25 protein-coding genes are annotated in these 26,550 nt (G+C 73.8%); 18 read left to right on the top strand and 7 right to left on the bottom strand.

Going from position 1 to position 26,550, the window contains the following annotated elements:
* Positions 1 to 29 precede the first annotated feature (29 nt).
* Genes IE180_RS07060 through IE180_RS07015 form a run of 10 tightly spaced genes read left to right on the top strand, consistent with a single transcriptional unit; the run spans position 30 to position 9,261 of the window.
* The gene (locus tag IE180_RS07060; RefSeq protein WP_190155908.1) at positions 30 to 1,643 is read left to right on the top strand and encodes an amino acid adenylation domain-containing protein; all 1,614 of its coding nucleotides are present in this window, start codon (positions 30 to 32) and stop codon (positions 1,641 to 1,643) included.
* The gene (locus IE180_RS07055) at positions 1,640 to 1,945 is read left to right on the top strand and encodes an acyl carrier protein (protein ID WP_190155907.1); all 306 of its coding nucleotides are present in this window, start codon (positions 1,640 to 1,642) and stop codon (positions 1,943 to 1,945) included. Before IE180_RS07060 ends, IE180_RS07055 begins: the two co-directional genes overlap by 4 nt.
* A complete protein-coding gene (locus IE180_RS07050) occupies positions 1,942 to 3,450 on the top strand; it encodes a class I adenylate-forming enzyme family protein (protein ID WP_190155906.1) in 1,509 nt (502 codons plus the stop codon). The genes IE180_RS07055 and IE180_RS07050 overlap by 4 nt, the downstream gene beginning before the upstream one ends.
* Positions 3,447 to 4,805: a type III PLP-dependent enzyme domain-containing protein gene (locus tag IE180_RS07045; protein ID WP_190155905.1), complete on the top strand. Its 1,359-nt coding sequence runs from the start codon at positions 3,447 to 3,449 to the stop codon at positions 4,803 to 4,805. Before IE180_RS07050 ends, IE180_RS07045 begins: the two co-directional genes overlap by 4 nt.
* On the top strand, positions 4,802 to 5,050 hold the full coding sequence (locus tag IE180_RS07040) for a phosphopantetheine-binding protein (RefSeq protein WP_190155904.1): 249 nt from the start codon (positions 4,802 to 4,804) through the stop codon (positions 5,048 to 5,050). Before IE180_RS07045 ends, IE180_RS07040 begins: the two co-directional genes overlap by 4 nt.
* On the top strand, positions 5,047 to 6,255 hold the full coding sequence (locus IE180_RS07035) for an acyl-CoA dehydrogenase family protein (protein ID WP_190155903.1): 1,209 nt from the start codon (positions 5,047 to 5,049) through the stop codon (positions 6,253 to 6,255). Before IE180_RS07040 ends, IE180_RS07035 begins: the two co-directional genes overlap by 4 nt.
* Entirely contained in the window at positions 6,245 to 7,411 is a 1,167-nt protein-coding gene (locus tag IE180_RS07030; protein WP_190155902.1) for an acyl-CoA dehydrogenase family protein, read from the top strand. The genes IE180_RS07035 and IE180_RS07030 overlap by 11 nt, the downstream gene beginning before the upstream one ends.
* Positions 7,408 to 8,034: a 4'-phosphopantetheinyl transferase family protein gene (locus IE180_RS07025; protein ID WP_190155901.1), complete on the top strand. Its 627-nt coding sequence runs from the start codon at positions 7,408 to 7,410 to the stop codon at positions 8,032 to 8,034. Before IE180_RS07030 ends, IE180_RS07025 begins: the two co-directional genes overlap by 4 nt.
* Positions 8,035 to 8,074: 40 nt before the next feature.
* Entirely contained in the window at positions 8,075 to 8,635 is a 561-nt protein-coding gene (locus IE180_RS07020; protein ID WP_190155900.1) for a flavin reductase family protein, read from the top strand.
* Positions 8,636 to 8,640: 5 nt separating this feature from the next.
* The gene (locus IE180_RS07015; RefSeq protein WP_229860346.1) at positions 8,641 to 9,261 is read left to right on the top strand and encodes a response regulator transcription factor; all 621 of its coding nucleotides are present in this window, start codon (positions 8,641 to 8,643) and stop codon (positions 9,259 to 9,261) included.
* Between the two features lie 76 nt (positions 9,262 to 9,337).
* Here IE180_RS07015 and IE180_RS07010 read toward each other — a convergent pair whose 3' ends face one another.
* Entirely contained in the window at positions 9,338 to 10,642 is a 1,305-nt protein-coding gene (locus IE180_RS07010) for a condensation domain-containing protein (protein ID WP_190155899.1), read from the bottom strand.
* Positions 10,643 to 10,868: 226 nt separating this feature from the next.
* Between IE180_RS07010 and IE180_RS07005 the strand changes: the two genes are divergently transcribed.
* From IE180_RS07005 to IE180_RS06985, 5 genes are all read left to right on the top strand, one after another.
* A complete protein-coding gene (locus IE180_RS07005) occupies positions 10,869 to 11,888 on the top strand; it encodes an NAD-dependent epimerase/dehydratase family protein (protein WP_190155898.1) in 1,020 nt (339 codons plus the stop codon).
* Between the two features lie 11 nt (positions 11,889 to 11,899).
* A complete protein-coding gene (locus IE180_RS07000) occupies positions 11,900 to 13,075 on the top strand; it encodes a DegT/DnrJ/EryC1/StrS family aminotransferase (RefSeq protein ID WP_190155897.1) in 1,176 nt (391 codons plus the stop codon).
* Positions 13,076 to 13,096: 21 nt separating this feature from the next.
* Positions 13,097 to 13,600: an NUDIX hydrolase gene (locus IE180_RS06995; protein ID WP_190155896.1), complete on the top strand. Its 504-nt coding sequence runs from the start codon at positions 13,097 to 13,099 to the stop codon at positions 13,598 to 13,600.
* On the top strand, positions 13,597 to 14,418 hold the full coding sequence (locus tag IE180_RS06990) for an inositol monophosphatase family protein (protein ID WP_190155895.1): 822 nt from the start codon (positions 13,597 to 13,599) through the stop codon (positions 14,416 to 14,418). Before IE180_RS06995 ends, IE180_RS06990 begins: the two co-directional genes overlap by 4 nt.
* Before the next feature lie 62 nt (positions 14,419 to 14,480).
* Positions 14,481 to 15,878 (top strand): MFS transporter, encoded by a 1,398-nt coding sequence (locus IE180_RS06985; protein ID WP_190155894.1) that lies wholly within the window; start codon positions 14,481 to 14,483, stop codon positions 15,876 to 15,878.
* A gap of 37 nt (positions 15,879 to 15,915) precedes the next feature.
* On the opposite strand, the gene IE180_RS06980 is transcribed toward IE180_RS06985, so the two are convergent.
* On the bottom strand, positions 15,916 to 17,013 hold the full coding sequence (locus tag IE180_RS06980; protein ID WP_190155893.1) for a DUF1152 domain-containing protein: 1,098 nt from the start codon (positions 17,011 to 17,013) through the stop codon (positions 15,916 to 15,918).
* A 261-nt stretch (positions 17,014 to 17,274) separates the two neighbouring features.
* Between IE180_RS06980 and IE180_RS06975 the strand changes: the two genes are divergently transcribed.
* Positions 17,275 to 18,654 carry an STM4012 family radical SAM protein gene (locus IE180_RS06975; RefSeq protein ID WP_190156336.1) on the top strand — a complete coding sequence of 460 codons (1,380 nt, stop codon included), beginning with the start codon at positions 17,275 to 17,277 and terminating at the stop codon, positions 18,652 to 18,654.
* 13 nt (positions 18,655 to 18,667) lie between these two features.
* Here the strand turns inward: IE180_RS06975 and IE180_RS37705 are convergent, their stop codons facing one another.
* On the bottom strand, positions 18,668 to 19,519 hold the full coding sequence (locus IE180_RS37705; RefSeq protein WP_506005089.1) for a DMT family transporter: 852 nt from the start codon (positions 19,517 to 19,519) through the stop codon (positions 18,668 to 18,670).
* 610 nt (positions 19,520 to 20,129) lie between these two features.
* On the opposite strand from IE180_RS37705, the gene IE180_RS06965 reads away from it, so the two are divergent.
* The gene (locus IE180_RS06965; RefSeq protein WP_190155891.1) at positions 20,130 to 20,663 is read left to right on the top strand and encodes a 2'-5' RNA ligase family protein; all 534 of its coding nucleotides are present in this window, start codon (positions 20,130 to 20,132) and stop codon (positions 20,661 to 20,663) included.
* A 222-nt stretch (positions 20,664 to 20,885) separates the two neighbouring features.
* On the opposite strand, the gene IE180_RS06960 is transcribed toward IE180_RS06965, so the two are convergent.
* From IE180_RS06960 to IE180_RS06940, 4 genes are all read right to left on the bottom strand, one after another.
* Positions 20,886 to 22,580, bottom strand: a complete 1,695-nt coding sequence (locus tag IE180_RS06960; protein WP_190155890.1) for an alkaline phosphatase D family protein — start codon at positions 22,578 to 22,580, stop codon at positions 20,886 to 20,888.
* A gap of 418 nt (positions 22,581 to 22,998) precedes the next feature.
* Positions 22,999 to 23,595 carry a hypothetical protein gene (locus tag IE180_RS06955; RefSeq protein WP_190155889.1) on the bottom strand — a complete coding sequence of 199 codons (597 nt, stop codon included), beginning with the start codon at positions 23,593 to 23,595 and terminating at the stop codon, positions 22,999 to 23,001.
* 73 nt (positions 23,596 to 23,668) lie between these two features.
* The gene (locus IE180_RS06950; RefSeq protein WP_190155888.1) at positions 23,669 to 23,956 is read right to left on the bottom strand and encodes a hypothetical protein; all 288 of its coding nucleotides are present in this window, start codon (positions 23,954 to 23,956) and stop codon (positions 23,669 to 23,671) included.
* 331 nt (positions 23,957 to 24,287) lie between these two features.
* A complete protein-coding gene (locus tag IE180_RS06940; protein ID WP_190155886.1) occupies positions 24,288 to 24,461 on the bottom strand; it encodes a CsbD family protein in 174 nt (57 codons plus the stop codon).
* A gap of 463 nt (positions 24,462 to 24,924) precedes the next feature.
* Here IE180_RS06940 and IE180_RS06935 point away from each other — a divergent pair, with 463 nt between their 5' ends.
* Positions 24,925 to 26,520 (top strand): FAD-binding oxidoreductase, encoded by a 1,596-nt coding sequence (locus tag IE180_RS06935; protein WP_229860345.1) that lies wholly within the window; start codon positions 24,925 to 24,927, stop codon positions 26,518 to 26,520.
* Positions 26,521 to 26,550: the final 30 nt, after the last annotated feature.

Raw genomic sequence — 26,550 nt, 5'->3', positions numbered from 1 at the left:
TCCCGTCCGACCCACAGGTCAGGAGAACGATGTTCTGGTACGAACGCATCCTGGACGAAGCCGTACGCCGGCCGGACACGATCGCGCTGGAGGACCCCGAACGACCGGTTTCCTACGGTGAACTGGCGGCAGCCGTCCGAGCCGTGTCGGCGCGCCTGCGGCGGCTCGTCCCCGGCCGTGGACGCGTCGCCGTGCAGACGGACAAGACGCCCGGCACCATCGCGGCGATGCTCGCCGTCCTCGACAGCGGTCGCGCCTACGTGCCCCTCGACCCCGCCTCCCCACCGGAGCGACGGCGGTTCGTACTCCGCGACGCCTCGTGCGCACTGCTGCTCACCACCCGCCCCGACCCGGCCGACACGGACCTGCCGGTCCCCGTGCTGGTCCTCCCGGAGAACCCCGCCGACCTCGCGGCCCTCCACCGGCACCTGGACGCCGACGCCGATCCCGCGGGCTCCGCCGACGGGCCCGCAGAGCCCGCCACCGAGCCCGGCAGCCGTACCGCCGCCCCCGACGCGGGGGCCGACGCGGAGGCGTACGTCCTCTACACCTCCGGTTCCACCGGCACCCCGAAGGGCGTCGTGATCAGCCGCCGCAACGTCACGGCCTTCCTGGACTCCGTCGGCGGCGCCTACCCCCTGCGCCCGGGCGACCAGGTGGCCGTGCACGCCCCCCTCCACTTCGACCTGCCGGTCTACGACGTGTACGCGGGCCTGACCGCCGGTGCCACCCTGCACCTGGTGCCCGAGCGCACCGCGCTGTTCCCGCAGGCGCTGCTGCGCTTCCTCCAGGAACGCCGCGTCAGCCACCTCTACGCCGTGCCGTCCGCGCTGACCGCGCTGCTCCACCGCAGCTCCCTGGAACCCGGCGCCCTGCCCGACCTGCGTCAAGTGCTGTACGCGGGGGAGGAGTTCCGGCCGAGCGCGCTGGCGTCCTTCCTGGCCGCCGTCGCCCCGGCCCGGGTCGCCAACCTCTACGGCCCCATCGAGACCAACGTCGTCACCGCGCTCGACGTCGAGCGCCGCCACACCGAGGCCGGCCGCGTCCCGCTCGGCCGCCCCGTGCCCGGCGTCACGCTCGCCCTGCTCGCCGAGGACGGCACCGCCTCCGAACGGGCCGCGATGGAGGGCGAGATCCTGGTCGCCGGGGACTCGGTGACCCCCGGCTACCTCAACCGCCCGGAGCTGACGGCGGACGCCACCGTGGTGACGGCCACCGAGTCGGGCTCCCACCGCTTCCACCGCACCGGCGACTTCGCCCGGCGCGACGAGGAGGGACTGCTGCATCTGCTGGGCCGACGGGACGGGCTGGTCAAGACCCGTGGGTACCGGGTCGAACTCGGCGAGGTGGAGGCCGTCCTCGGCGATCACCCGCTGGTGGCCGACGTCGCCGTCCTGGCCGTCCCCGACCCCCGGCTCACCCACACGCTCGCCGCCCTGGTGGTGCCCTCCGGGACCGGAGCAGGCCTCCCCGAGGCGGAACTGTCCCGGACGCTCACCCGGCACTGCCGCGCCAGGATGCCCGCCTACATGGTGCCCGGGACGCTCGGCGTCGTGACGGAACTTCCGCGCACCAGCACCGGCAAGATCGCGCGCGCCGCACTGCGCGACCTGGCCGTCCCGTCGGCGGGGGGCACCCGGTGAACGGCGCCGCGCGACCCCGGGCCGACAGGCCCGCGCTGGAGGACGAGGTCGTCGCGCTGGTGTCCGAACACCTCGGCCTGCCCGAGGAAGAGGTGCGTCGCGCGCCCTCGCTGCTCGACCTGCCCGGATTCGACTCCCTCGCCGTGGTGGCCGTCCTGGAAGGGCTGGAGGAGCGGACCGGCCGCGAGGTCCCGCCCGAACGGATCGTGCCCGAGGCGTTCGAGTCGATCGGCTCCGTCACCGCGCTGTTCCCGCCCGCCGGCTCCCCGGGATCCGACTGCCACGAGAAGGGCACCGCATGACCGTCACCCTGCTCCACGACCTGCTCGACCGACAGGCGGACCGCACCCCCGACGCCCCCGCCCTCACCCGGGGGAACACCACCTGGACGTACGGGGAACTGCGGCGGCACAGCCGGGCGCTGGCCGCGCGGCTCGCCGGGCTCGGGGTCGGCAGGGGCGACCGGGTGCTCGTCCTCGCGCCCCACGCCGCCGAGACCGTCGCCGCCCTCTTCGCGGCCTCCCGCCTGGGCGCGCTGTACTGCGTGGTCAGCGACCAGACCCGTCCCTACCACCTGCGGCACATCCTGGCCGACAGCGAACCCGCGGCCGTCCTGGCCACCGGCGAGGCAGCCGCCCGCGCCGAGGAGGAGGCCGGGTGCGCCGTCCACTGGTACGACGCGCACACGGACGCGCGTGCGCCGCTCGACGACGCGCCGCACGAGGACGACGGCCGGGCGCCCTGCCTGTCGGTCGACGCCGTCGCCCTCACCTACACCTCCGGCAGCACCGCCATGCCCAAGGCCGTCGTCTCCACCCACCGCCAGGTCCTCTTCGCGACCGCCGCCATCCAGGACGCCCTCCACTACCGGGCCGACGACCGGATCCACTCCTGCCTGCCGCTCTCCTTCGACTACGGCCTCTACCAGGTGTACCTGGCCTGCGCCTCCGGCGCCCACCTCGTCCTCGGGGACAGCAGCCAGGCCGGTCCCGCCCTGCTCACCGCGCTGCGCGCCAGCGGCGCCACCGTCATGCCCCTGGTCCCCTCACTGGCCTCCAACCTCCTCCGGCTGCTCACCCGGTCCGGCAGCGCACCGCCGCCCCTGCGGCTCGTCACCAACACCGGCGCGGCACTCCCGCCCGCCCTCAGCGCCCGACTGCGCCAGGCGATCCCCACCCTCGCCGTCGTCCCCATGTACGGCCTCACGGAGTGCAAACGCGTCTCCATCGCCGAACCCGACCTCGACCTGACCCGCCCCGGATCGGTCGGCCGGCCGCTGCGCGACACCGAGGTCTACGCCGCCGACCCGGACGGCCGGCCCCTGCCACCGGGGCGCACCGGGGAACTCGTGGTCCGCGGCCCCCACGTCATGGCGGGCTACTGGCGTGCCCCCGAGCTGACCGCCGCCCGGTTCGGCCGGGACGACATCGGCCAGCCGCTGCTGCGCACCGGCGACCGCGGACGGGTCGACGCCGACGGCTACCTGTACTTCGCCGGGCGCGACGACGACCAGTACAAGCAGCGCGGCTTCCGGGTGAGCGCGGTGGAGGTGGAGGCCGCCGCGCTGGACGTCCCGGGCGTCCATCTCGCCGCCGTACTGCCGCCGTCCGACAACCGCGGGGCGGTACTGGCCGTCAGCGCCGAGATGTCCGCCGCGCACCTGGCCAAGGAACTGGGCGAGCGTCTCGATCCGGTCAAGCTGCCGTCCGACTACCGGGTCCTCGACGAGCTCCCGCTGAGCGTCAACGGCAAGGTCGACAAGCGGGTCCTGGCCGACCTGCTGCGCACGCTGGGGAGGGGCGCGTGACACCCCTCGCCGACCTCGCCCGCGCCTACGGCACACCCGCCTACGTGTACGACCTCCAAGCGGTCCGTTCCGCCCACGCCGACCTGCGGACCGCGCTGCCGTCCGGCACCGGGCTGTACTACTCCGTCAAGGCCAACCCGCACCCCCTGGTCATCGCCTGCCTGGCCGGCCTGGGGTGCCGGGCCGAGGTCGCCTCCCCCGGCGAACTCGACGCCGCCCTCGCGGCCGGCGTGTCACCCGACCGGATCCTGGTGACCGCCCCCGGCAAGAGCGAGAGCGCCGTCGCCCACGCCCTGACCCGGCGGGTGACCCACTTCTCCGCGGACTCCCCGACCGACCTCGCCCGCATCGCCCGCCAGGCCGAACGGCTCGGGGTACCGGCCGACTGCCTGCTGCGGGTCAACGCCGACAGGGCGGTGCCCGGCATGGGGCTGTCCATGACCGGCACCGCGTCGCAGTTCGGTGCCGACGCCTCCTGGATCCTGCGCGAACCCCGACTGTTCCGGGGCCACGACACGGCCCGGGTGACCGGCCTGCACCTGTACATGGGCACCAACATCGGCGAACAGGACAAGCTGCTGAGGCAGTTCTCCATCGGCGTCGAACTGGCCGCCGAACTGCGGGCGTCGATGGGCGAACACCTCACGACCTTCGATCTCGGCGGCGGCTTCGGCACTCCGTTCGCCCGGCAGGGCGAGCGCCCGGTCTTCACCTCCCTGGCCGCGGAGCTGACGTCCGTCCTGGACGACGGCCTGCCGGGCTGGCGCGACGGCGAGATCACCGTCGCGTTCGAGTCCGGCCGCTACCTCACCGGGGACTGCGGCCATCTGCTGACCACCGTCCTGGACACCAAGGAGTCCAAGGGCACCCGCTTCACCGTCCTCGACACCGGCATCCACCACCTCGGCGGCATGTCGGGACTGCGACGGGTCCCGCCGGTGTCTCCCGACGTCCTCCACGCCGACGCCGACGCCGACGCCGACGCCGACGGCGGCACCGGCGTCACCGCCACCGGGTCCGCCCCCGGGCCCGTGCCCGCGTCCGGGGCCGAGCGCCCGGGGACGCCGGGTGTGCTCGCCGGCCCCCTGTGCACCCCCCTCGACACCCTCAGCCGCAGCGTCCCCCTGCCCCCCATGGAAACGGGCGACGTGCTCGCCGTCCCCAACGTCGGCGCCTACGGACTCTCCGCCAGCCTCGTCGCCTTCCTCGGCCACGACCTGCCCGTCGAGATCGTCGTCGACGCCGGACACGTCGTCTCGGCCACCCGCCTGCACCTGACCCGCCACGACGCCGGTCCCGACGCGACCGGACCGTCAGCACACCCCACCCACCCCCTCGAAGGAGCCCCGGCATGACCGACGACCGGTTCGAGAACCTGCTGCGCGCCAGGCTGCCGCACCTGCCGGCCGACGAACCCCTGCGCGACGACGCCGACCTCACCCAGCTCGGACTCGACTCGATGCAGGCCATGGAGCTGCTGTTCGACCTCGAGGAGGAGGCCGGCATCACCGTCCCGGACTCCGCCATGAACGCCGAGACCTTCGCCACGCCCGCCAGTCTGCGCGCCGTCGTGGACCAGCAGGCCGAGGAGGCCGCGTGAGCGCCCCCGCGGCCCTCACGACGCAACGGCCACCGGCGACACCGCTCGACGCACGCGTCGGGGCCGTACTGCCGGTGCTGCGCGAGGACGCCGACCGGATCGACGACGCCGCCGCCTTCCCCGTCCGCGGCCTCGCCGCACTGCGCGAGAGCGGACTGATGGGCCTGCTCGTCCCGCAGGAACACGGGGGCCTGGGCGGATCCTCGGCGGACCTGACCCACGTCGCCCAGGAACTGGCCGGGGAGTGCCTCTCCACCGCCATGATCTGGGCCATGCACTGCCAGCAGGTCGCCGCCCTCACCCGGCACGGCAGCCCCCGCCTGAAGGCACACCTGCTGCCCCGCATCGCCCGGGGCGAGGTCTACGTGGCCTCCGTCACCAGTGAGAAGGCCAAGGGAGGGCACCTGCTCAGCGCCCACTCCCCGCTGACCGGTGAGGGCGACGGCACCCTCCGGTTCGACCGCGACGCGCCCATCGTCACCGGAGGCGCGCACGCCGACGGCTTCCTGATCACCCTGCGCGACGGCCCCGAAGCGGCCCCCCACCGGGTGACCGCCGTCTACGCCGACCGCGACCGGATCACGGTGGAGGAGGGGCCCGACCGGTGGAACCCCATGGGCATGCGCGGCACGCACAGCATCCCGCTGCGCCTGAGCGGCACCGTGGACGAGACCGCGGTCGTGGGACGGCGCGGCGGCTTCAAGGACGTCGCGGTCGCCGACTTCGTCCCCGCCGGCCACCTCGCCTGGGCCGCCTGCTGGCTCGGGGCCGTACGCGGTGCGCTCCGCTCCGTCCTGAAACTGCTCCGGTCCCCGGCGGGACGACGCCAGTTCGACCTCTCCGGGCAGCAGTTGCGCGCCCGCCTCGCCCGGGTCCGCATGGAGCTCGACGCCATGGCCGCGCTGCTCACCCAGGTGACCGCGGACAGCGACCGGCACCGCGGTACGGCCGGCGCCGAATCACCGCCCGTGCAGATGCGGCTGAACGCCCTCAAGGTCTACACGGCTGAACGCTCCTTCGCCTGTGTCGACGAGCTGATCCGGGTGGTGGGCCTGCGCCACGGGTACATGCGCCGCTCCGGTCTCCCGCTGGAGCGGCTGTTCCGGGACCTCAGGTCCGCCGGTCTCAACTACGCCGACGACCGCCTGCTCGCGGCGAACGGCGCCATGTGCCTGCTCGACAGGGAGGTCTCCCTTGCCGACTGAGAGGACCCTCGCGGTCGCCCGGCCGCCGGACACGGACGGCTCCCACGGCACGGTGCCGCGTCTGGCCCAGGCCCTGGAGTCCCTGCCGGTCGCCGCCTCCCGGGCCGACGGCCGGACACTGATCCGCGCCCTCGGCGAGGCCGGAGTCGTCGCGGACTGCCTCGCGGGCTCCGACCCGCGGCAGCCGCTGCGACTGCCGCTCCTGCGCACCGTGCTCGGCGGCCTCACCGGCAGGGTGCCGCACGGTGCCCAACTGGCCTGTCTCCTGCACCTGTCGACCGTCACGCCGCTGGTGCTGCGACTGGCCGGCGGGGAACGGGCCGACCCGCTGGTCCGGGGCCGGGCGACGGCCGCACTGGCCGCCACCGACTCCGGAGCGGCCGGCTCCGACCTGCCGGGCCTGACCACCGCGGTGCGCCGGCACGGAGAGGACCTGGTGATCGACGGACACAAGACCTGGATCACCGGCGCCCGGTGGGCCGACCACTTCCTGGTCCTGGCCCGGCACCGCCCCGGCCGCCACTTCTCCGACTTCTGCCTCGTCATGGTGCCCGCCGACGCACGTGGCGTGAGCGTCGAACCGATCGGCACCCCGGTGATGGCCGGCGCCGGTCTCGGCTCGCTGGCCCTCGACGGCGTCCGCCTGCCCGCGGAGGCGATGCTGGGCCGCCCCGGCAGGGGGATGGTCGCCTTCACGGAGCAGATGGGCGCCGAACGCCTCGCGGGCGGCATGTGGACGGCGTCGCTGTGCCGCCGGCTGCTGGCCACCGCCGCAGCCGGCGCCACCCGGCGCCACCTGGCCGGCCGTGCCCTGTGGACGGAGTCCGCCGTCCGGCAGCGCCTGGCCGCCCTGCTCGCCCGGGTACGGCTCCTGGAGGCCCTCGTCGACGACGTCACCGCGCGCACCACCGCGACCGGCCGCTTCCCGCTCGCCGACACCGCCGTGGTCAAGGCCACGGTCGGCCCGCTGGCCGCGGAGGTGGCGGACGCCTGCCTCCACCTCGCGGGAGCGGCAGGCCTCACGGACGACGGCGACCTGCTGCGCACCGCCCAGGACGTCCGTACCTTCGCGGTCGCGGGAGGCAGCACCGAGACCATGCTCGAACTGGTCGCCGAGGAGCTCCCCGCCGCGGGACGGGCGGAGCCGCGGCCGTGACCCTCGTCCAGGTGGACCCCACCACGTTCGTCCGCGTCCTGCCGAGGCCGGAACACGCCCAGGGGGACGACACCGTGCTGTCGCCCGAGGAACGCGCCAGGTGCGCGGCCATGCCGCCGCACCGGCGCCGGGAGTTCACGCACGGCCGGATCCTGCTGCGCCACCTGGTCGCGGAACTCACCGGAGCCGACCCGCGCCGGGTCCCCCTCCGCCTCGACGCCCGCGGGGCGCCCCACGTGCCGGGAAACGGCCCGGGCGTGTCCGTCTCCCACTCGTCCCGCCACACGGCGGTCGCCGTACGGCTCGCCGGTCTCGTGGGCGTCGACGTCCAGGACCCGCCACCGGTACTGAGCGAGCGCATGGTCCGGCGGTGCTGCGGCGCACAGGCCGACGAACTCCTCGCCCTGGACCGGGCCGAGGCCGGCGCCGCGTTCGCCCGTGTCTGGGCGGCCCAGGAGGCCGTGGTCAAAGCACGGCGCCTGGGACTCGCCGGAGCGCCCTGGCGCGTCCCGGTCGACCTGCACGAGCCGTGCGGTCTCTGGCACGGCGTTTCCTGGCGGTCGCTGCCACAGGTCGAGCCGGTGGCGCTGGCCGTTGCCACCGGTTCCGCCGACACGGTGTGACCCCCGTTCGTTCCCGTCCCATCCCATGGAGGAGTACGCGATGACGGCTCACCCGCTCGCCCGTGCGACGCAGTCCGTCTCCACCCCACCCCTCGACCCGACCGCGGCCGGTCCCCCCGGCGGTGTGGCGCCGGAGGAGTTCCGCGCCTTCATGACCTCCTGGCCCAGCGGCGTCTCGGTGGTCACCGCCCGGCACGGCGACGAGGATCCCGTCGGCTGCACCGTCAACGCCGTACTGTCCTGGTCCCTGCAGCCGCCGATGATCGCGGTGTGCCTGTCGGAGTCCAGCCGGACCCTGCGGGCCGTCCGCGCCTCCGGCACGTTCGGGGTCAACATCCTGAGCTGGGACCAGCGCCGGCTGATCGACCAGTTCGCCACGGCCCCGGCCCACCGGCGGTTCGACGGCGTGGACCCCCTCCACCGCTCCGGTCCGGCGCTGCTGCGCGGCGCCGCCGCCGCGGCGCGGTTCACGGTGTGCGCGACCTTCGCCCACACCGACCACGTCCTGGTGATCGGCCGCCCGGTCGGCCACCTGTACGCGGCGGACGTGTCCCCGGTCGTCCTGCACAACAGGACCCGCCGCCGTCTGACGGAAGGATGAAACCAGTGCCGATCCCGTCCGCCGAGGTCCTGGAAGATCGGACGACGAAAAGACCCGACACCTCGGAATTACATTCGTACACCCTGGCGGTACTGGTCGGGAACATGTCTCCGGAAGACGTGCGCGACGTCTTACGCGGAAACGCGGGATGCGGCGTGCGCGTAGTGGCCGTTTCCAATGTCGCGACGGAGCGCGTCGAAGGAAGGACGAATGTGATGTCGGCCGTCCTGGCGGCGGCCGCCGAAGCCCTCGGGGAAAGCGGGGGCGGCTCGAGGAATTCCGCGCGGCCCGACGGCCCGGCGCGGCGGACCGGAGGCGACGGCGGGGAAATCCGACGGAGCGGGGGGTGCGGGCGGGCCGGGGAGGCGCCCGACACGGACCGGGACCGGCCGCCCGGCCCGTCCGCCCGGGAGGGGTCGCCCGGTCTGTCCGCCCGGGAGCGGGAGACGCTGCTGCTCGTCGCGGACGGACTGACGCGCAATCAGACCGCGCGCCGCATCGGCATCAGCCCGCACACCGTCGACACCTATCTCAAACGGATAAGGGCCAAACTGGGACTCGGCAACAAGGCCGAACTCGCCAGAGCCGCGGAACGCTACCGGCACGACGACGACCCCCGCGCCTGATCCCGCCACCGACCGACCGGACGATCCGCCGCGAGGCCCCCGGGGCCCCGCGGCGGATCGTCTTCCCGGGCCGCCCTCACTCCACCAGCTTGGCCACCGGCTGGTGCCCCGCGCCCGCCGCCCGGCGCAGCAGCGCCACGACCCCGTCGGCGATCTCTCCCGCCGACGGGGCCCCGGAGCGCGGACCGCCGAAGAAGCTGCGCACGAGCGTCTGCCGCGGGTCGAAGTCGAACCGGACCGTCGTGCAGGTCATCGGCCGCCCCGGCAGGAACGCGCCGAGTTCCGTGGTGCGGGGCACCGAGGCGTCGGGGCCGGGCCGGCCGCTGCCCGGCAGCTCGCCCGTGCCGCGGCTGACGTGCAGCTGCACATAGCCGACCCGGTCGTCCTCCAGCACCGCCCGGTAGGCGGGCACCGCCCCGGCCAGCTCGGGGACGGACAGCCGCGAGTGGCGGACGGCGCGCAACGAGGAGTGGTACATGTCCTGCGCGTGCTCGACCAGACCGCGGTCCTCCTCGATGTGGCAGACCAGCGGCCGTTCGTTGATGAAGTAGCCGACGACCTCGTCCACCTGCTGCCGCCGACGGGTGGAGACGGGCGTCTGGACGACGAAGTCGCGCTGCCCCGTGCGCTGCCACAGCACCAGGGAGAGCAGGGCGGAGACGGTGGCGAACTCCGGCACGCCGAGTTCGGCGCTCAGCCGCCGTACCGAGCGGTCCAGGTCCGCGCCGTCGTGGACGCGGTCACGCTGGCTCAGCACCGCGGGGCCGACGGCGCCGTCCAACGCCGGGTCGCGCAGGGGGGAGACCCCTTCCAGGGCGGAGCGCCAGGCGGCGGTCTCCCGCGCCGCGCTCCGTTCGCCGTCCGCCGCGCGCCGCCGGCACCAGTCGGCGTAGTCGCCCGGCGCGGGAAGGCCGGGACCGTACCGCCCGCTCTCGACCAGGGCGGCCAGCTGACGGGCGGCGACGACCGAGGAACGGGCGTCGGACACCAGGTGGTCCATGGCGACGACGAGGACCGCCCGCCCGCCGGGACCGCGGACGAGTTCGAAGGCCGCCCGCATCGGCACCCCGGCCGGATGAAGCTCCGCGAGGTGCAGCGCCCGCAGGCGCTCCCGCACGGTCCGCTCGACGTCCGTGCTCTCGACGACCACCGTCCGGGGAAGGTCGGACCCCGTCCATTGGGCCGTGGGCGGGCCGCCGCGCAACGCCGCGCGCAACGCCGCCTGGTGCTCGCAGAACACGGCCACGGCACCCGCGACCCGCGCCTCTTCGCCGCCCGGGGGGAGCGGTACGGTGAACGTCATGTTGTGCGCCACTCCCGGCCCCAGGAGTTTCTGGGCGTAAAGCATGCTGTATTGCTCGGCGAGGAGGGGAAAGGACATTCCACCTGCTCCTTCGGGGAATCGAGGCATGGCGGTGACATTCCCACCGTATTCCGCGCGGGCTTTTCGCACACGTCCCCGAAAAAAGGGTCAAGATGATCCCGCATCAGCTGGGGAGAGTCGGGAACGCGGTCGGAGCACCGGTCGAGCCGGATCGACGGCGGCCGACACGCGCCCTTTCCAGAAGGGGAACCGGCGCGAAACGTCCCGGCAGAGGAGACTCATCGTGACTTCCCTACTGATCACCGGCGGGCAGGGCTACATCGGATCGACGCTGGTCCGTCAGCTCGTCGCCCGCGGGGTGCGCGTCACCGTCGTCGACAACGGCCTGGTCCCCGGCGCCAGGATCTCCGGCCCCCGGGTCACCTACGTGGACGGGGACATCCGCGAACCGGGCGAGTGGCAGCCGGCCCTGCGGGGCGTGGACGCCGTCATCCACCTCGCCGCGGTCGTGGGCGACCCGGCGTGCGGCCTCGACACTGACCTCGCCTGGCAGACCAACTACCTGGGCACGGTACGCGTCGCGGAGGCGTGCCAGAAGGCCGGCGTCGGCGCCTTCGTGTTCGCCTCGACCTGCAGCAACTACGGGGCCACCGAGAACGACGAGGAGGTCGACGTCTGGTCGCCCCTCAACCCCCAGTCGGTCTACGCCCAGTCGAAGATCATGGCGGAGCACTACCTGCTGTCGCTCGGCGGGAGCGCGCTCACCGCGCACATCCTGCGTTTCGCCACCGTCCACGGACTGTCCGACCGCATGCGGTTCGACCTCGCGGTGAACGTCATGACCGCCCACGCGGTCACCCGCGGCGAGGTCGTCGTCCACGGCGGCCGCCAGTGGCGGCCCTTCCTGCACGTCCAGGACGCGGCCAGGGCCCTCCAGACCGCGACGGACAACACCTCCCCGACCCTCTACAACTGCGGCTCGGGGGAGGAGAACTACCGGATGGCGCAGATCGGCGAGGTCATCGCCCGGGAGGTTCCCGGCACCCGCGTCCTCGTCCAGGAGGACGCGGAGGACCCGCGCAACTACCGGGTCAACTTCGAACGCATCCGCGAGGCCCGCCGCTTCCAGCGCCGCTTCGGCGTCGTCGACTCGGTCCGCGAGATAAGGGACGCCATGACCCGGGGCCGCTACCCGGACTTCGCCGACGCCAAGTACAGCAACTTCCTCACGGCACGGAACGCCCTCGCCGCCGCCTCCGAGCAGGCCGCCGCTCGCGTGTTCTCCCCCGCCGCATCCCTCTGAGAGGAACACCGATGACGCCTGTCAGCACCGACGCCGCCACGCCCGCCCCGTCGCGGACCGACGCCCGCCCGCCCATCCCGCTGGTGCGGCCCACCACCGAACCCGACGGCGTCCTGCTCAGCAGGATGGACGACGTCCTGAGGTCGGGGATGCTGACCAACGGGGCCTGGGTCCGCCGCTTCGAAGAGGCGGCGGCCGAGTACCTCGGAGTGCGCCACGTCGTGGCCGTCAGCAACTGCACGGCCGGCCTGCTGCTCGTCCTGCGCTCCATCGGCAGGGACAAGGACATCGTCGTACCGGGCTTCACCTTCATGGCGACCGGCCACGTCGGCGTCTGGAACGCGCAGCGCGTCCGCTTCGCCGACAGCGACCCGCGCACCTGGACCCTCGACCCGGCGTCCTGCGCCGGAACGGCACCGGACGCCGACGCGGTCGTCGGCATGCACACCTTCGGCACGCCCTGCGACGTGGACGCGCTCCGGCGGGCGGCCGGCTCCCGGACCCCCGTGGTGCTGGACGCGGCGCACGGCTTCGGCAGCCGTTACCCCGACGGCACCATGGTCGGCGGCAAGGGACTCGCCGAGGTCTTCAGCCTCAGCCCCACCAAGCCGCTGTCGGCAGGCGAGGGCGGGCTCGTCACCACCGGCGACGACAGCCTGGCGGAGGAACTCCGGATCGGCCGCGACTACGGCAACCCCGGCGACTACGACGCCCGCTTCGTCGGCCTGAACGCGCGCATGCCCGAACTGTCCGCCCTCGTCGGGCTCTCCGCCCTCGAACGCTTCCCGTACTGGCTGGAGCGCCGGACGGAACTGGTCCGGCGCTACCGCCACAACCTCGACGACCTGCCCGGACTCGCCTTCCAGGACGTCCCCGAGGGCGCCCGCAGCTCGTACAAGGACCTCGGCGTCCAGGTCGACCCCGAGGCGTTCGGCACAGACCGCGCGGGACTCGCCCGGGTGCTGTCCGCCGACGGCATCAGCAGCCGCTTCTACTTCGACCCGCCGCTGCACCGGCAGACCGCGTACCGCTCCGAAACGGCGCCGCCCGCACTGCCGGTGACGGACCGGCTGGCCGCCCGGATGATCACCCTCCCGCTCTACTCGCACATGCCGGAGCACGACGTCGACCGTGTTTGCGACGCCGTGCGCCGGGCACATGTCGATGGCCCCGCGCACGCCGTCTGACCACCGCCGAAAGGAGGACGCGTGAACGACTACGTGGCCGAACTGCGCGCTCTGCTGGGTCACCGGCCCGTCATCTTCCCGGGAGCCTCGGTGGTCGTGACCGACGACTCGGACAGGGTCCTGCTGCTGGCCCGCGCCGACACGGGCGGGTGGGGGCTGCCCGGCGGGCTGATGGATCCCGGCGAGTCCTTCGAGGACACCGCCCGCAGGGAGGTGCTGGAGGAGACTGGGCTGACCGTCGGCGAACTCACCCTGCTGGGCCTGTTCTCCGGCGGGCCGGAGTACTTCTACCGCTACCCGAACGGCGACGAGGTCCACAACGTCACCGCGGCCTACGTCACCTCCCTGCCGGCCGGCGCCACCATGGTCCTCGACCGGACCGAGAACACCGACGCCGCGTTCTTCGACGTCGACGACCTGCCCGCCGACGTCATCGCGCCGGAACGCCCGATCCTCGACGCGTACCGGGACGCGTGCCGGGGCCGGCCGGCCGCGCCCACGGCGAAGCCGACGGGGGAGCGGTGACCGACTACCTGCCCTGGCTCGACACCGTCCTGGACCGCGCGGACGAGCTGGCCCTGCGGTACGCCGGTTCCGGCGGCGCCGTCGAGGTCGTCGGGGTGAAGGCCGAGGACCGCAATCAGGTCAGCACCGCCGCCGACCACGCCATCGGGGAGATGATCGTCGCGGAGCTCGCCCGGGACTTCCCCGCCGACTCGGTCATCGAGGAGGAGAGCGGCGTGCGGGCGGCTTCCGGCCCGGTCACGTGGATCATCGACCCCCTGGACGGTACGAGCAACTACGCGGCGGGCAGCCCCCTGTACGGCGCGATGCTCGCCGCGGTGGACGACCGGGGCCTGCTGGCCGCGGGCATCACTCTGCCGGCCCTGGGACGGCGGTACCTGGCGCAGCGCGGCCGGGGAGCGTTCCGCGACGGCGTCCCCTTCCGCACCCCCGCATGCACCGGCCTGGAGGACCGCCTGGTGGCGTACGGCATGGACAAGGCCGGCCCGGAACGGATGGCCGAGGACGCCCGGCTCATGACCGCCATCGCCGCACAGTGCCTCGGCACGCGCGCCAGCAACAGCGTCTTCGACGCCGCCCTCGTCATCGACGGCGCCTACGCCGGCTACGTACACCGCAGCTGCCGCATCTGGGACGTCGCCGCACCGGCGTGCGTGCTGTCGGAGAGCGGCGGGACCCACGGCGACCTCGGCGGACGGCCGCTGGACTTCCGTGATCCGCTGCTCAAGGTGGACCTGGTCTACGAGGTCATCCTCGCCGCCGACGGCGCACGCGAACCGCTCGCGGCGCTGGGCCGACAGGTGGGAGCGGCAGGATGAGCGGCGGCCGGGCGCCCGGACACCGGACAAGCTCCCGAGCGGAAAGCGATGGACCACCCCCGATGCCGACATCCCCTGGGCGCCCCCTCCGCCGGCCCGGCACGGCGGTCGGTCTCGCCGCCGTGCTCCTCGGCCTGACCTACGGATACGACGGCACGGCGATGGCCGGTGCCCAGATCCTCGTCACCCAGGCGTTCCACCTCTCGCCCTTCGAGCAGGGAACGCTGTACGCCGGTCCCGTCGTGGGCCTGATGGCGGGAACGCTCCTGGCCGGACGGCTCTCCCAGGTGGCGGGCCGGCGCGGCGCGCTCCTCGTCGCCGCGGCCGTCTGCTCCCTCACCACCCTCGTGTCCGCCCTGTCCGTGAACCTCCCGATGCTGGTGGGCACCCGTACGGTGCTCGGCATGACCATGGGGGTGCTCATCGTCATCGCGCCCATCCTCATCGCCGAGTCCGTCCGCACGGCGATCCGCGGCCGGGTCGCCGTGCTCTACCAGTGCGCCACGGCGGGCGGATGCGCCGCCACGTACTTCGTCAGCTACCTGCTGGCCGGCGGCGGCCACTGGCGGCTCATGCTGGCCGTCCCGGCGCTCTGCGCCGCCGCGGCGGCCGTCGCCCTGCTGCGGCTGCCGGAGACGCCGAGCTGGCACCTCATGAGGGGACACGCGGACCGCGCCGCCGAGGCCGCCCGCGTCCTCGGGACGCCGGAGCCGGCCACCGTACCCGGGAAACCCGCCTCCGCCGAGCCCGCCGAGGGGCGGCTGCGCGAGTTGTTCGGTCCCACGTACCGGCAACTGACCCTCTTCGTCGTCACCCTGGGCTTCCTCGTCCAGATCACCGGCATCAGCGCCATCGGCTACTTCAGCCCCCGCATCTTCCAGCGCATGGGCTACGAGGGCGACTTCAGCCTGCTCGTGCTGCCCGGCTTCGTCCAGCTGGTCTCCGCCGTCGCCGCGCTGGTGTGCGCGGTGGCGATCGACCGGGTGAGCCGCCGGGTCGCCCTGCTCACCGGCACCGCGCTGATGACGGCGGGCCACCTGCTGCTCGTCGGCGTGTTCGCGGAGGTCCTTCCCGCCACGGCGGGCCTGCTCGGGCTCGCCGTCTTCGCGGTCGGTTTCAACGCCGGTTTCGGTGCCCTGATCTGGGTGTTCGCCGCCGAAGGCTTTCCCGACCGGCTGCGCGGCACGGGGGCGTCGGCCATGCTCCTGTCCAACCTCAGCGCCAACCTGATCATCGCCCAGTTCTTCCTCAGCGCACTGTCCTCCCTGGGCGGCACCACCACCTTCTCCCTGCTCCTCGCGGTCAACGTCGTCGCCTGGTTCTACGTGTACGCCAAGGTGCCCGACACCACCGGCAGGACCCTCGCCGAAGTGCAGGCGTACTGGGAGAACGGCCGCCGCTGGAACAGCCCTCCCGCCACCTCCGCCGCCCCCGAGGCCGCGGGTGGTGAACGGCCGTGACCCACCGGGCCGGTCCCGTCTGTCGTCCGGCGCCCCCTCAGGCCGTCGCCAGCCGCCACAGCGGTGCCACGCGCCGGGGCGGCTTCCCCGTGGCCAGGGAACGGTGCAGGGCGTCGGCCTCGACCGGGGTGAGGGCGAGTTCCTCGGTGATCCTGCGGGTCGTGACGTAGGCGAGGCCCTCGGCGCGACGGGCGCGTTCGAAGGCGAGGTACCGGTCCAGGACGGCTTCGGGCTCCGCAGGGGGGCGGGGAGCGGGCGGAGCCGGGAGGAGGGCGGCGCGCTGCCGTTCCCGGGCCACCTCGGAGAAGCCGCAGACGGCGTGCGACACCCTTTCGGCGGCCTCCAGGCTGGGGCACAGGGCGAGGGCCCGTGCGAGCGGGCTGAGCCGGAGCGCGTCCTCGCAGGCGAGCCGGTGTACGCGGTGTGAGGAGTCGTCCAGGACGACGGGGGCGGGAGCGTCGCGGGTGCCGCAGACGCCGCGGACGCCGCGGGCCGCCGCGACGAGCATCGCGCCGGCCTCGGAGGGGTGCCAGTCGAAGACGGGCAGCACGCCGTCGGTGTCCTCGGGCGCGAGGGCGAAGGCCGGTTCACCGAGCCGGGGCGCCAGGACGGCCCTCGGCACCTCGTTGTCCAGACCGGGTCCGGCGACGTACACGGTGGTCGAGAGGCCCGTCGCGGCGCAGGCGGCCAGGGCCAGCGCGTCGCCGAGCGGGCTGCGCAGCGTCGGTTCGTCACCGCGCGCGACGATGTCGCCGCCCACGTCCACGAGAGCGATCCGGTCGGTGCCGCACCAGCGGGCCGCCGCCTCGATCTGCCGGGTGAGGCCGACCACTCCCTCGTACGGGTCGAGCAGCCCCAGCGCGGGCTGCAGACCGCCGGCGAGCCGGGGGAGCAGCGAACCGGCCGGAGCCCTGGGAGCGGTCCGCGGAGTGACGAGGGCGAGATGGGGCGCGGGGCGGTCGAGCGAGGTGAAGTCCGCGCTGCCGCGCGGCCCGGGCACGGGGTCGACGACGAGCCGTTCCCACGCGTAGGTGAGCACCAGAGCGGGAGTGCGCGGGCCGTGCAGCGCGGCGTGCACCATGGCCGCCGTGATGGCGTCGCCACCGCCTCCCGCGGCGATGAGAAGTCGCTTCATGGCGGACACACAACCCCATGCGCGCCCGCTCCGTCAGCCGTACCGGACGGTCCGGACCGCCCGCGGCCCGCGCCGGGGGCGGCAATTCGGGAGGAAGTGCGTTCTTCGCGAAAAGTGCAGACGAAGATCTAGGACGTGAAACGTATCTTTTGGTGATCACACTACAGATATCCGCCCTCGGGCCGCCCTAAGGTGCCGAGCTGTCACCCCCCGTGACGACCCCTCAGAGAGCGAGGCACATCGCCCATGGGCAAGCCCGTCATGCTTCCGTCCCCCTCCCTCCCCACCACGGCACCCACCGAGGCCGAAACCCCCTACCAGCAGTACGTCTACGCCTACCCGCACCAGAAGGCCTACCGCCTCCTGGACGACGGCCCCCTCCTGAGCGACCTGTGGTCCGGAGAACGGCTCGACGCCCTCTCCCTCTACGCCCACGTCCCCTTCTGCGAGATGCGGTGCGGGTTCTGCAACCTCTTCACCCGCACCGGCGCCCCCGAAGAAGTCACCGCCGCCTTCCTGGACACCCTCGAACGCCAGGCCCGCGTCACCAGAGAAGCCCTCGACGCCCAGGGCGAGCCGTTACGCTTCACCCTCGCCGCCTTCGGCGGCGGCACCCCCACCTACCTCACGGCCGACGAACTCACCCGGCTCTGCGACATCTCCGAGAACGTCATGGGCGCCGACCTGCAGGCGGCGTCCTGGTCGGTCGAGACCTCGCCCGCCACCGCCACCACCGACCGGCTCGCCGTCCTCGCCGAACGCGGCGCCACCCGGCTGAGCATCGGCGTACAGAGCTTCCTCGACGACGAAGTCCGCGCCGCCGTCCGCCCGCAGAAACGCCAGGAAGTCGAATCCGCCCTCGCCCGCCTGCGCGACGCCCGGTTCCCCATCCTGAACATCGACCTCATCTACGGCATCGACGGCCAGACCGAACGCACCTTCCGGATCTCCCTCGACGCCGCCCTCGCCTGGGAACCCGAGGAGATCTACCTCTACCCCCTCTACGTCCGTCCCCTGACCGGTCTCAGCTCCCGGCACGCCACCAGCCCCGCCGAATGGGACGACCAGCGACTGCGCCTCTACCGCTTCGGCCGCGACCACCTCCTGTCCGCCGGGTACGAGCAGACCTCCATGCGGGTCTTCCGCCGCCTCGGCAGCGCCGCCACCGAGGACACCGAGGGCAACAGCATCAACGAGTACAACCAACAGGCCGGCATGGTCGGCCTCGGTGTCGGCGCCCGCTCCTTCACCACCGACCTGCACTACACCACCGACTACGCCGTCGCCGTCCCCGAGGTGCGCCGCATCATCGACGACTACATCGCGACCCCGACCGAACGCTTCCGCCGCGCCCAGTGGGCCTTCGCCATGAACGACGACGAACGGCGCCGGATGTACGTCCTCCAGCACCTGCTCGAATCGTCCGGACTCGACGTCACCCGCTACGAACGCCACTTCGGCACCCGCTTCGAGACCGACTTCGCCACCCAGCTCGACACCCTCCTGGCCCGCAACTGGGTCCGGGCGGCCGGCACGGTCCTGCTGCTCACCCCGGAGGGCATGGCCCGCGCCGACGCCATCGGCCCGCGGTTCTTCTCCGACCACGTACGCGCGAACATGAGCAGCTACCAGGACCGGTGAGCCGTCCGGCCCCTCACCGCCCCACCGGCTCGGGCCGAGACCCCGGGGCCGCCGTCCGCCGCCGCCCCGGCACCGAGACGGCCACCAGCCCGCCCAGCAGCAGCACGCCGCCCACGACGGCGAGCGGCCCCGGCCGCTCGCCGAGCAGCACCACCCCCAGCGCGGTGGCGACCAGCGGTTCGGTCAGGCTCAGCGTCCCCACCGTGGCGGCGCTGAGCCGGCCCACCCCCCGCGTGAACAGCAGGTACCCCAGGGCCGTCGTCCCCAGCGCCAGCCACCCCACCAGCATCGCCCCGCGCACCGTGAACAGCCCCTCCGGAGCGACCAGGAGGGACGGCGAGACCACCAGACCGGCGCACACCACGCTCACCGGCGCCGCCGCGTCCAGATCGCCGCCCCGCGCGCCCACCCCCTTGGTCGCCGCGATGTAGACGCCGAAGGCGGCACCCGCCGCCACCCCGTACCCCACACCGAGGACGTCCGCCCGTCCCTCACTGCCCGGCAACAGCAACGCCCCGACCCCGATGACCGCGCACAGCGTCCCCACGGCCCACCGCCGCGACAGCCGCTCACCGGACAGCACCAGCCCGCACACCCCGCTGACCACCGGCACCGTCCCGAACGTCGTCGCCGTCGCCAGTGCCGCCCCCGAACGCTCGACCGCCTGCAGGAAGCACACCTGGAACGCGGCCGTCACCAGCACGCTGACCACGATCCACCCCCGCACCCCCCGCCGCGTCAGCGTGCGCAGCCCGGCCGGCCGCACCATCACCACCGTCAGCAACAGCCCGCCCAACAACATCCGGGCCGCCCCCAGCGACACCGGATGCGCCCCGCTTCCGGCCCAGATCTGCGCCGGCCCCACAGTGCCCCACAACACCGCCGCCACCAGCACCGACACCACACCGCCCACGCCGACCCCTCCCTAGGTACAGACGGCGTGAACGTACCGGGGCGGACAGCCCTCCGGCCCTTGGCGGAACCCATGAGATCCGGGCCGCCTCACCGGCGGATACGACGCCGGGCCGAACCTTGCGGGTACGCGTACGGGTACGGGTGCCGGCCAGGTCGAGGTGGATCATGCGACACGGGGCGTCCGGGCACGGAGTGGTTCACGCCGCCCGCGGCGGGTACGCCGACGGACCGTGCGAGGACACGGTCGTCCACCACGCACCGGCCGCGTGAGCTCGTGGACCCACCGGCCCGGCGGCGTCGGCACCGCGGCCGCGCAGGGGGCGGGGACGCCGATCCGGCGCACCCGGGCGACCCCCGGGCCGGGGCCGAGCCGGACGGGTGACCGCTCCGGAGACGAACCACCGCACGAGCGCCGCGGCGAGGTGAGGTCCGGTCCGGGCCGACCCCGGCGTCTCGGGGCAGGCGGGCGACCGGCCCCCGTGACGGGAAGTCCGCCCCTCCCGCAGCGCACGCGTCGCCGCCTCGCCGACTTGTCCCGGCCTCCCCGGTAGGCTGCGGCGGTGCGCACGGTCGAGCTCTTGTTGGACGAGGCGGCGGACCTGGTGGTGCGGGAGGCCTGGCGGCGACTCGCGGACGCGGGGCTGCCCAGCCAGGCGCGCCACCGCTCACCGACCAACAGCCCGCATCTGACCCTGGCGTCCTGCCCGGAGCTGACCGCCCCGATCCGGTGGGAGCTCGCCGAGGCGGCCGCCGTCCTGCCGTTGGCGGTGCGGTTCACCGGGGTGGTCCGCTTCGAGCGGCCCACCTCGGTGCTGGCCTGGGCGCTGGAGCCGGACTCCGCACTGACCGGTCTGCACCGCCGGGTGTGGGAGGCGGTGGTCTCGGACAGCCCGTCCGAGACCCTCAATCCGCTCCACGAACCGGGGCGCTGGAGCCCGCACGTCACCCTCGGCCGCACCCGGCGCGCGGGCGCCTTCACCGATCGGCGCATCCCCGAACTGCTGCCCGGGCCGCCGCCCTCGGCCCGGCTCGTCACCCTGCGCAGCTACGACACCGAGACCGGTGCCCTGGAGGTGCTGGAGCCCCGTCCCTGAGCCCACCCCGACCCCGACCGGCCGGCGCCCCTTCGCCGAAACCGGAGGCGAGGACGGTCCGACCGCGTGCCCCACCGCACCGCGCATACGGTGGCGGGCCCGGTGACGATCGGGGCGGGCCGGGCGGTGGCCCCCTGGTGACGGCCGAGGACCGTCGGCGTACGGATCCGGGCGGCCAGGGCGTGAAGTGCGGGACGGGGAGGCGCGCCGCCCGGCGAGACGTCAGCTTCCCTTCGTCAGGTCCCGGTCGAGGACCCCGATGAGCAGTGCTCCCGCGCGGTCCGTCCCACGGCGCTCCTGCTCCGCGCCCGCCGAGGCCCTCTCCAGTCGCAGCCGTGCTGTACGTCCACGCAGCGTCAGCGTCATCAACTGGTTGCCGAACCAAGGCCCGCCGGTGCGCTCCCACCGGACCGCCGGTCGCGCGACCCGTCCGTGACGGGCGAGGAGGTGCCCGATCCCCTTGGCGAACCGGCTCCAGCCGAAACGGAACCCGGCCCGCATGACCACGGGCACCGAGTTGTGCAGCGGCGAGCAGGTGAACTGGAAGACGCGGGAGCGCGGCGGCCGCCCGGTGGTCCAGACGGGCTCGGCCACATACGCGTGGTGGACGTCCCCGGAAAGCACGCACACGGTCGCCGGGGCGGCGTCGGCCCTCCCCACCCCGGCGACCGTCTCCGTCAGTCTTTCGAACGACGAGGTGAACGCCGCCCAGTGCTCCAGGTCCGCCCGCCGACGCAGCCACTCGCCGAAGCGCGCCCAGCGCGGGCCGCGTTCGCCCCGGCAGAGCGCCGCGTGCCAGCCCTCCGCGAAGTGGACCATCGGAGGCAGCAGCCACGGGAGCGAGGTCCCGACCAACAGGTGGTCGACGCCGCCGAGCTCGTCGAACGCCTGTGTCCGCAGCCAGGCCGCTTCCTGAGCGTCCAGCATCGTCCTGTGCTGCTCCTCCAGCACCCGCGCGGCCCGGGTGTCGACCATCAGCACCCGGGTGCGACCGAAGTCCCTGCGGTAGCTCCAGCGCACCGACGCCGGGTCGGCGTCGGCGCGTTCGGCGAACGCGCGCAGCACTTCCGTGGCGTCGTCGGCCGCCAGTACCGCCGCGTACAGCTCGTCCTCGGCGAGTTCGGCGGGGGAGAGGTTCCCGAGGTGCTGGTAGACCCAGTACGACATCAGACCGCCGGTGATCCGCTCGTGCCACCAGGGCGTCGCCCGCATGTCGGCCACCCAGGCGGCGCTGGTGTTCCAGTCGTCGATGACGTCGTGGTCGTCGAAGATCATGCAGCTGGGCACGGTCGACAGCAGCCAGCGCAGTTCGGGGTCGCCCCAGGACTCGTCGTAGAGGTGGGTGTACTCCTCGTAGTCGGCGACCTGGTCCGGCGGGGCGGCGGAGCCGGTGCCGGCGGCCCGCCGGTGCCGGGCGATCCAGGCGCGGGTGTCGGCGGACGTCTCGTCCGCGTACACCTGGTCGCCGAGGAGGAGGAGGACGTCGGGACGCTCGGCCTCCGGGTCGGCGGCCAGTCGGGCGGAAAGGGTGTCGAGGACGTCGGGGCCCACCGGGTCGGACTCGCCCACGGCAGGCGCCGCCCACCGGCACGAGCCGAAGGCGACCACCGCGCCCGAGGAGGGGACCGGCGGCGTGCGGATGGTGCTGGGCGGCCGGGACGAGTCAGCGAGGGGCCACACCTGCTCGCCGTCCAGCAGCACCTCGTACGCCGTGGCGGACCCGGGGGCGAGTCCGGTCACGATCACCAGCGCGTAGTGGTGGTCGGCGACGCGGAACGTCGGAGCCGAACCCCCCGCGCCCCCCGGGCACCGGACCTCCGCCGTGCACGCCCGGTCGGTCTCGACCCACACCGTCGCGCTCGTGCCCGACTCCCAGTCGACGTGCCGCAGGAGCGGTCCCAGCCTCAGTCCGGCCATCACGAGTCCCCTTCCGGCGCTCCGCACGGTAGGGAACGACTCCTCCGTACGGTACTGAACCCGCTGCGGAAACAGCGCCGTTGCGCCACCCGGACCCCCGCGCCGGGCCCGGCGGAACGCGGGGCCGGGAGCGTCCTCGAACAGGCCGTGCCTCCACGGGGCCGCGGCGTCCCCCGGGCGCCGAGGCGTCCGCGCCTTCGACGCACTCCGGGCCGGACCAGAGACGGCCGCTGCGCCGCCGACGTCCGTCGGGACGACCGGCGGTCCCCCTCGTTGCGGCTGACCACGAGCCCCCGGCCGGTCGGCGAAGGCGGAGCGGCTGAAGACGGAACGGCTCGTTTGATCCGGTCAGGCGCTCGGGGCGTGACCACTCGCGGTCCGGCCGGTACGAGGGCGAGGGGCCGGACGCCGACCGAAGTCAGTGCGGCAGGTGGCAGCTGATGCCGGCCGGCAGGTGCGGGGAGAGGGCCGCGGCGCGCTGCCACATGCCCGAAGCCTGCTCGCCGGGCCGCTGTTGCTCGCCGTGCAGGGCGTTGAGCACCACCAGACACCCCGTGAGCGCCGGTACCACCCACTGCGCACAGGCCAGCTGCCGGCGTGCCTTGTCGAGGTCGAGGGGGTGCTTGCTCGCCTTCTCGGCGTCCTCCGGGTCGGAGGAAGAGGCCAGCTCGACCTTCTTTCCCAGGACGCGGGCGTAGGCGGTGGCTGCCAGGGCCGCCGCGGTGACGACGGTCTTGGCCGCGGTGGAGGCGGCGACGCCCTGCTGGGTGGCGACGCGGTGGGCGTTCACGGCCAGGAGCCCCCCACTGCCGAACAGGTGCACACCGATGGCAGCGGCATTGACCGGCGTCCACTTCGCCCAGCCGGAAGAGGCGATCCGGTCCGTGGCCGCCTTCGTACCGCCCTCACCCCTGGCGGCACCGTTGAGGCCGACCGCGCCCATCAGCGAGCCGCCGAACCAAGCGGCCAGGCCCACATCGTGCAGACTGCGAATCAGCGTGTGACGTTCGGACATGGTAGGTGCTCCTTCTGAGCGGTAGGGGGCCCGGTCGACGCGAATGCCGCATCCCACCCTCACCCGGCCCCGGTCACCCCGCCATCACGGTGAGCCGGACGGGTGCGATCGCCGGGCGGACACCGGACGGGGTGCAGCGGACCACGGACGCCGGCTCCCCGTCCGGCAGCCCCACCTGCACGGCGACGATCCCCCGCGACCCCGGCCGCCGGACCGGCTCCCGCAGCCACTGGTGCGTCAGCGCGCACGAGGCCGGGACGGGGAACAGGCAGACCCCCCGCCGCCCTCCCCGCGCCTTGATCCCGCTCCGCCGGATGCCCGCCGCGCAGGCGGCGGGTGTCAGGTCCACGAAAGTCGCCACGGGGAGATGCGGGGCCGGGCCTCGCCGATCATCGGTCGAGCCGGACGAGAGTGCCGACGAGGGGGAGGGCGGCGAGGCGGTGATCGGGGTGCCTGTCGTAGCGGGTGGCGATGCCGCGCCGTTGCCCGAGGCGGTGGAAGCAGCGCTCGATGACATTGCGGCGCCGGCGGGCGGCCTTCAGAGGCCGAACCCCTCGGGCAGGTCCCTCTGGACAGTGGTGTCGCTCCGGTTCACCGCGACGCGGGACCTCACGCCCAGCTGCCGACGCGCTCCACACCCCGTAGGGCCCCGACCGGGGGAGTGGTCGGGGCCCTACGGGGTGTGGAGCGGCTCAGTGCCGGAAGGTGTCCTTGACGTCTTCCTTGGCCCGGCGCGCGTGGCCCTTGGACTGGTCGGCGCGGCCTTCGGCGGTCATGCGCTCGTTGCCGACGGCGCGGCCGACCGTCTCCTTGACCTTGCCCTTGGCCTGCTCGGCGTTGGCCTTGCTCTTCTCCGTGCCCGACATCGGGACCTCCTCGTGAAGCAACCGGATTGGTCTTGACCCCCGCCTACTCGCCCCAGCCCTTCCTAAACACCCACAACCGGCATGACTTGCTTCTCCACCTTCCTCCCCCCACGCCGCTGACAGCGCAACACGCCCCTGGGGTTGCGGCCCCGGCGCCGGCCGCTCGCGAGGTCGGACCCGTCATCGACGGTCCGGAGACCACCCCGACCGGCTGCTCCCCGCCCGCGTGGGGACGGTCCCGGCCGTCACCCGTCCGTCACGACGAACGGATCTGCTTCCCGCGCCCCGGCTCGTCCGCCTCGACCGGGTTTCCTCACTGCCGCCGGCACCGGACCGGTCCACGCCACGGCACGATCGGGCCGCGGGTGAACTCCCGGAGCGCGAACGCCCGCCACACGGAACCACTGACCCCCCGTTCGCACTCTGGTTGAGCGACAGCAGAGCATCGTGAACGGAGGCCGCCGTGAACCGGCGCACACTGCTCGCAGCGGGTACCGGCTACACGGCGGCCGTCGCCTGGACGATGGGCTGGGGCAGCGGCCAGGTGAGGGCCGCGCCCGGCAGCGGTTCCGCCCCTGCCCCCAGCGGGCAGCGGCCGCCGGGCCCCGCAGCCGGCGGACGCGGGACCGCGCCGCGCACCGCTGACTGGTCCGCGCTCGACAGGGGCCTGCAGGGTGGTCTGATACGTCCGGGCGATGCCGACTACGCCACCGCCCGCCAGCTGTACAACACGCGCTTCGACGGTCTGCGCCCCGCCGCCGTCGCCTACGTGTCCACCACCGCGGACATCGTCGAGTGCCTGGCCTTCGCACGCCGCCACGGCGTCCCCGTCGCCATCCGCAACGGCGGTCACTCCTACGCCGGTTGGTCCAGCGGCAACGGACGCCTGGTCATCGACGTCTCCGCGCTGAATTCCGTGCGCAGCGGCTCCGGCAGCGCCGTCATCGGGGCCGGCGCCAAGCTCATCGACGTCTACACGCAGCTCGGCGCACGAGGCGTCACCATCCCCGGCGGATCCTGTCCCACGGTCGGCATCTCCGGCCTGACGCTCGGGGGCGGCCACGGCGTGGTCTCGCGGTCCTACGGGCTCACCTCCGACAACCTCACCGGCGCCCGCATCGTCACCGCCGACGGCAGGACCCTCGAGGTGTCCAAGGACCGGGAGAGCGACCTGTTCTGGGCACTGCGCGGCGCGGGAAACGGAAACTTCGGCGTCGTCACCGAACTCCGGTTCCGCACCCACGAGGCCGCCGACGGCGTCACCGCGCACATGACCTGGCCCTGGTCCAAGGCCGCCGCCGCACTCCGCTCCTGGCAGGAGTGGGGCCCCGTCCAGCCCGACGAGATATGGTCGGCACTGCACCTGTCCGCCGTCGCCGGCCGGACCCCCACCGTCTCCGTCAGCTGCTTCTCACTGGGCACGTACGGCGCCTTGCAGAACGCCGTCGACCGCCTGGCGGACCGCGCCGGCGGCCCCGGCGCCGCCTCCCGCATCACCATGCGCCGCCGCGGCTACCTCGACACCATGCGGATGTACGCCGGCTGCGCGACGAAGCCCACCCCCCGGTGCCACCTGCCCGGCAGAACCCCGGGGCGGCAGCCCACCGGCGTGCTCCAGCGGGAGACGTACGCGGCACGCTCGGACTTCTTCAACCGCTCACTGAGCACCGCCGGCATACGGTCACTGCTCGACCAGATCGAACGCCACGGGCGCAGCGGCAACAGCGGCGCCGTCTCCATCGCGCTCACCGCCCTGGGCGGCGCCGTCAACCGCGTTTCCCCACGGGCGACCGCCTTCGTACACCGCACCTCACGCTTCCTGGCGCAGTACACCGCATCCTGGCCCGCCGGTCACACCGCCGGACCGGCGACGGCCTGGCTGGACAGCACGCACACCGCGATGCGCCGGTACGCCTCGGGCGCGGCGTACCAGAACTACACGGACGCCAACCTGAGCGACTGGCGCTCCGCCTACTACGGCTCGGCCGCTCCCCGGCTGGCCGAGCTGAAGAGGCGCTACGACCCGGACAGGATGTTCGACTTCCCCCAGGCTCTGTGAGACGACGCGAGGCACCGTCACACAGCGGCA

The sequence above is a fragment of the Streptomyces litmocidini genome (genome assembly GCF_014649755.1).
Lineage (GTDB): Bacteria > Actinomycetota > Actinomycetes > Streptomycetales > Streptomycetaceae > Streptomyces > Streptomyces litmocidini.
Note: the sequence above shows the minus strand (reverse complement) of the source record. Positions and strands in the feature narration are given on the sequence as shown.

What these genes read in the sequence shown, in the direction of transcription:
- IE180_RS07050 (WP_190155906.1), top strand. Translation starts at nt 1,942, where the DNA reads ATGACCGTCACCCTGCTCCACGACCTGCTCGACCGACAGGCGGACCGC.
- IE180_RS07000 (WP_190155897.1), top strand. Translation starts at nt 11,900, where the DNA reads ATGACGCCTGTCAGCACCGACGCCGCCACGCCCGCCCCGTCGCGGACC.
- IE180_RS07010 (WP_190155899.1), bottom strand. Translation starts at nt 10,642, where the DNA reads ATGTCCTTTCCCCTCCTCGCCGAGCAATACAGCATGCTTTACGCCCAG.
- IE180_RS06985 (WP_190155894.1), top strand. Translation starts at nt 14,481, where the DNA reads ATGCCGACATCCCCTGGGCGCCCCCTCCGCCGGCCCGGCACGGCGGTC.
- IE180_RS06975 (WP_190156336.1), top strand. Translation starts at nt 17,275, where the DNA reads ATGCTTCCGTCCCCCTCCCTCCCCACCACGGCACCCACCGAGGCCGAA.
- IE180_RS06980 (WP_190155893.1), bottom strand. Translation starts at nt 17,013, where the DNA reads ATGAAGCGACTTCTCATCGCCGCGGGAGGCGGTGGCGACGCCATCACG.
- IE180_RS07060 (WP_190155908.1), top strand. Translation starts at nt 30, where the DNA reads ATGTTCTGGTACGAACGCATCCTGGACGAAGCCGTACGCCGGCCGGAC.
- IE180_RS06955 (WP_190155889.1), bottom strand. Translation starts at nt 23,595, where the DNA reads ATGTCCGAACGTCACACGCTGATTCGCAGTCTGCACGATGTGGGCCTG.
- IE180_RS06960 (WP_190155890.1), bottom strand. Translation starts at nt 22,580, where the DNA reads ATGGCCGGACTGAGGCTGGGACCGCTCCTGCGGCACGTCGACTGGGAG.
- IE180_RS07040 (WP_190155904.1), top strand. Translation starts at nt 4,802, where the DNA reads ATGACCGACGACCGGTTCGAGAACCTGCTGCGCGCCAGGCTGCCGCAC.
- IE180_RS06940 (WP_190155886.1), bottom strand. Translation starts at nt 24,461, where the DNA reads ATGTCGGGCACGGAGAAGAGCAAGGCCAACGCCGAGCAGGCCAAGGGC.
- IE180_RS07020 (WP_190155900.1), top strand. Translation starts at nt 8,075, where the DNA reads ATGACGGCTCACCCGCTCGCCCGTGCGACGCAGTCCGTCTCCACCCCA.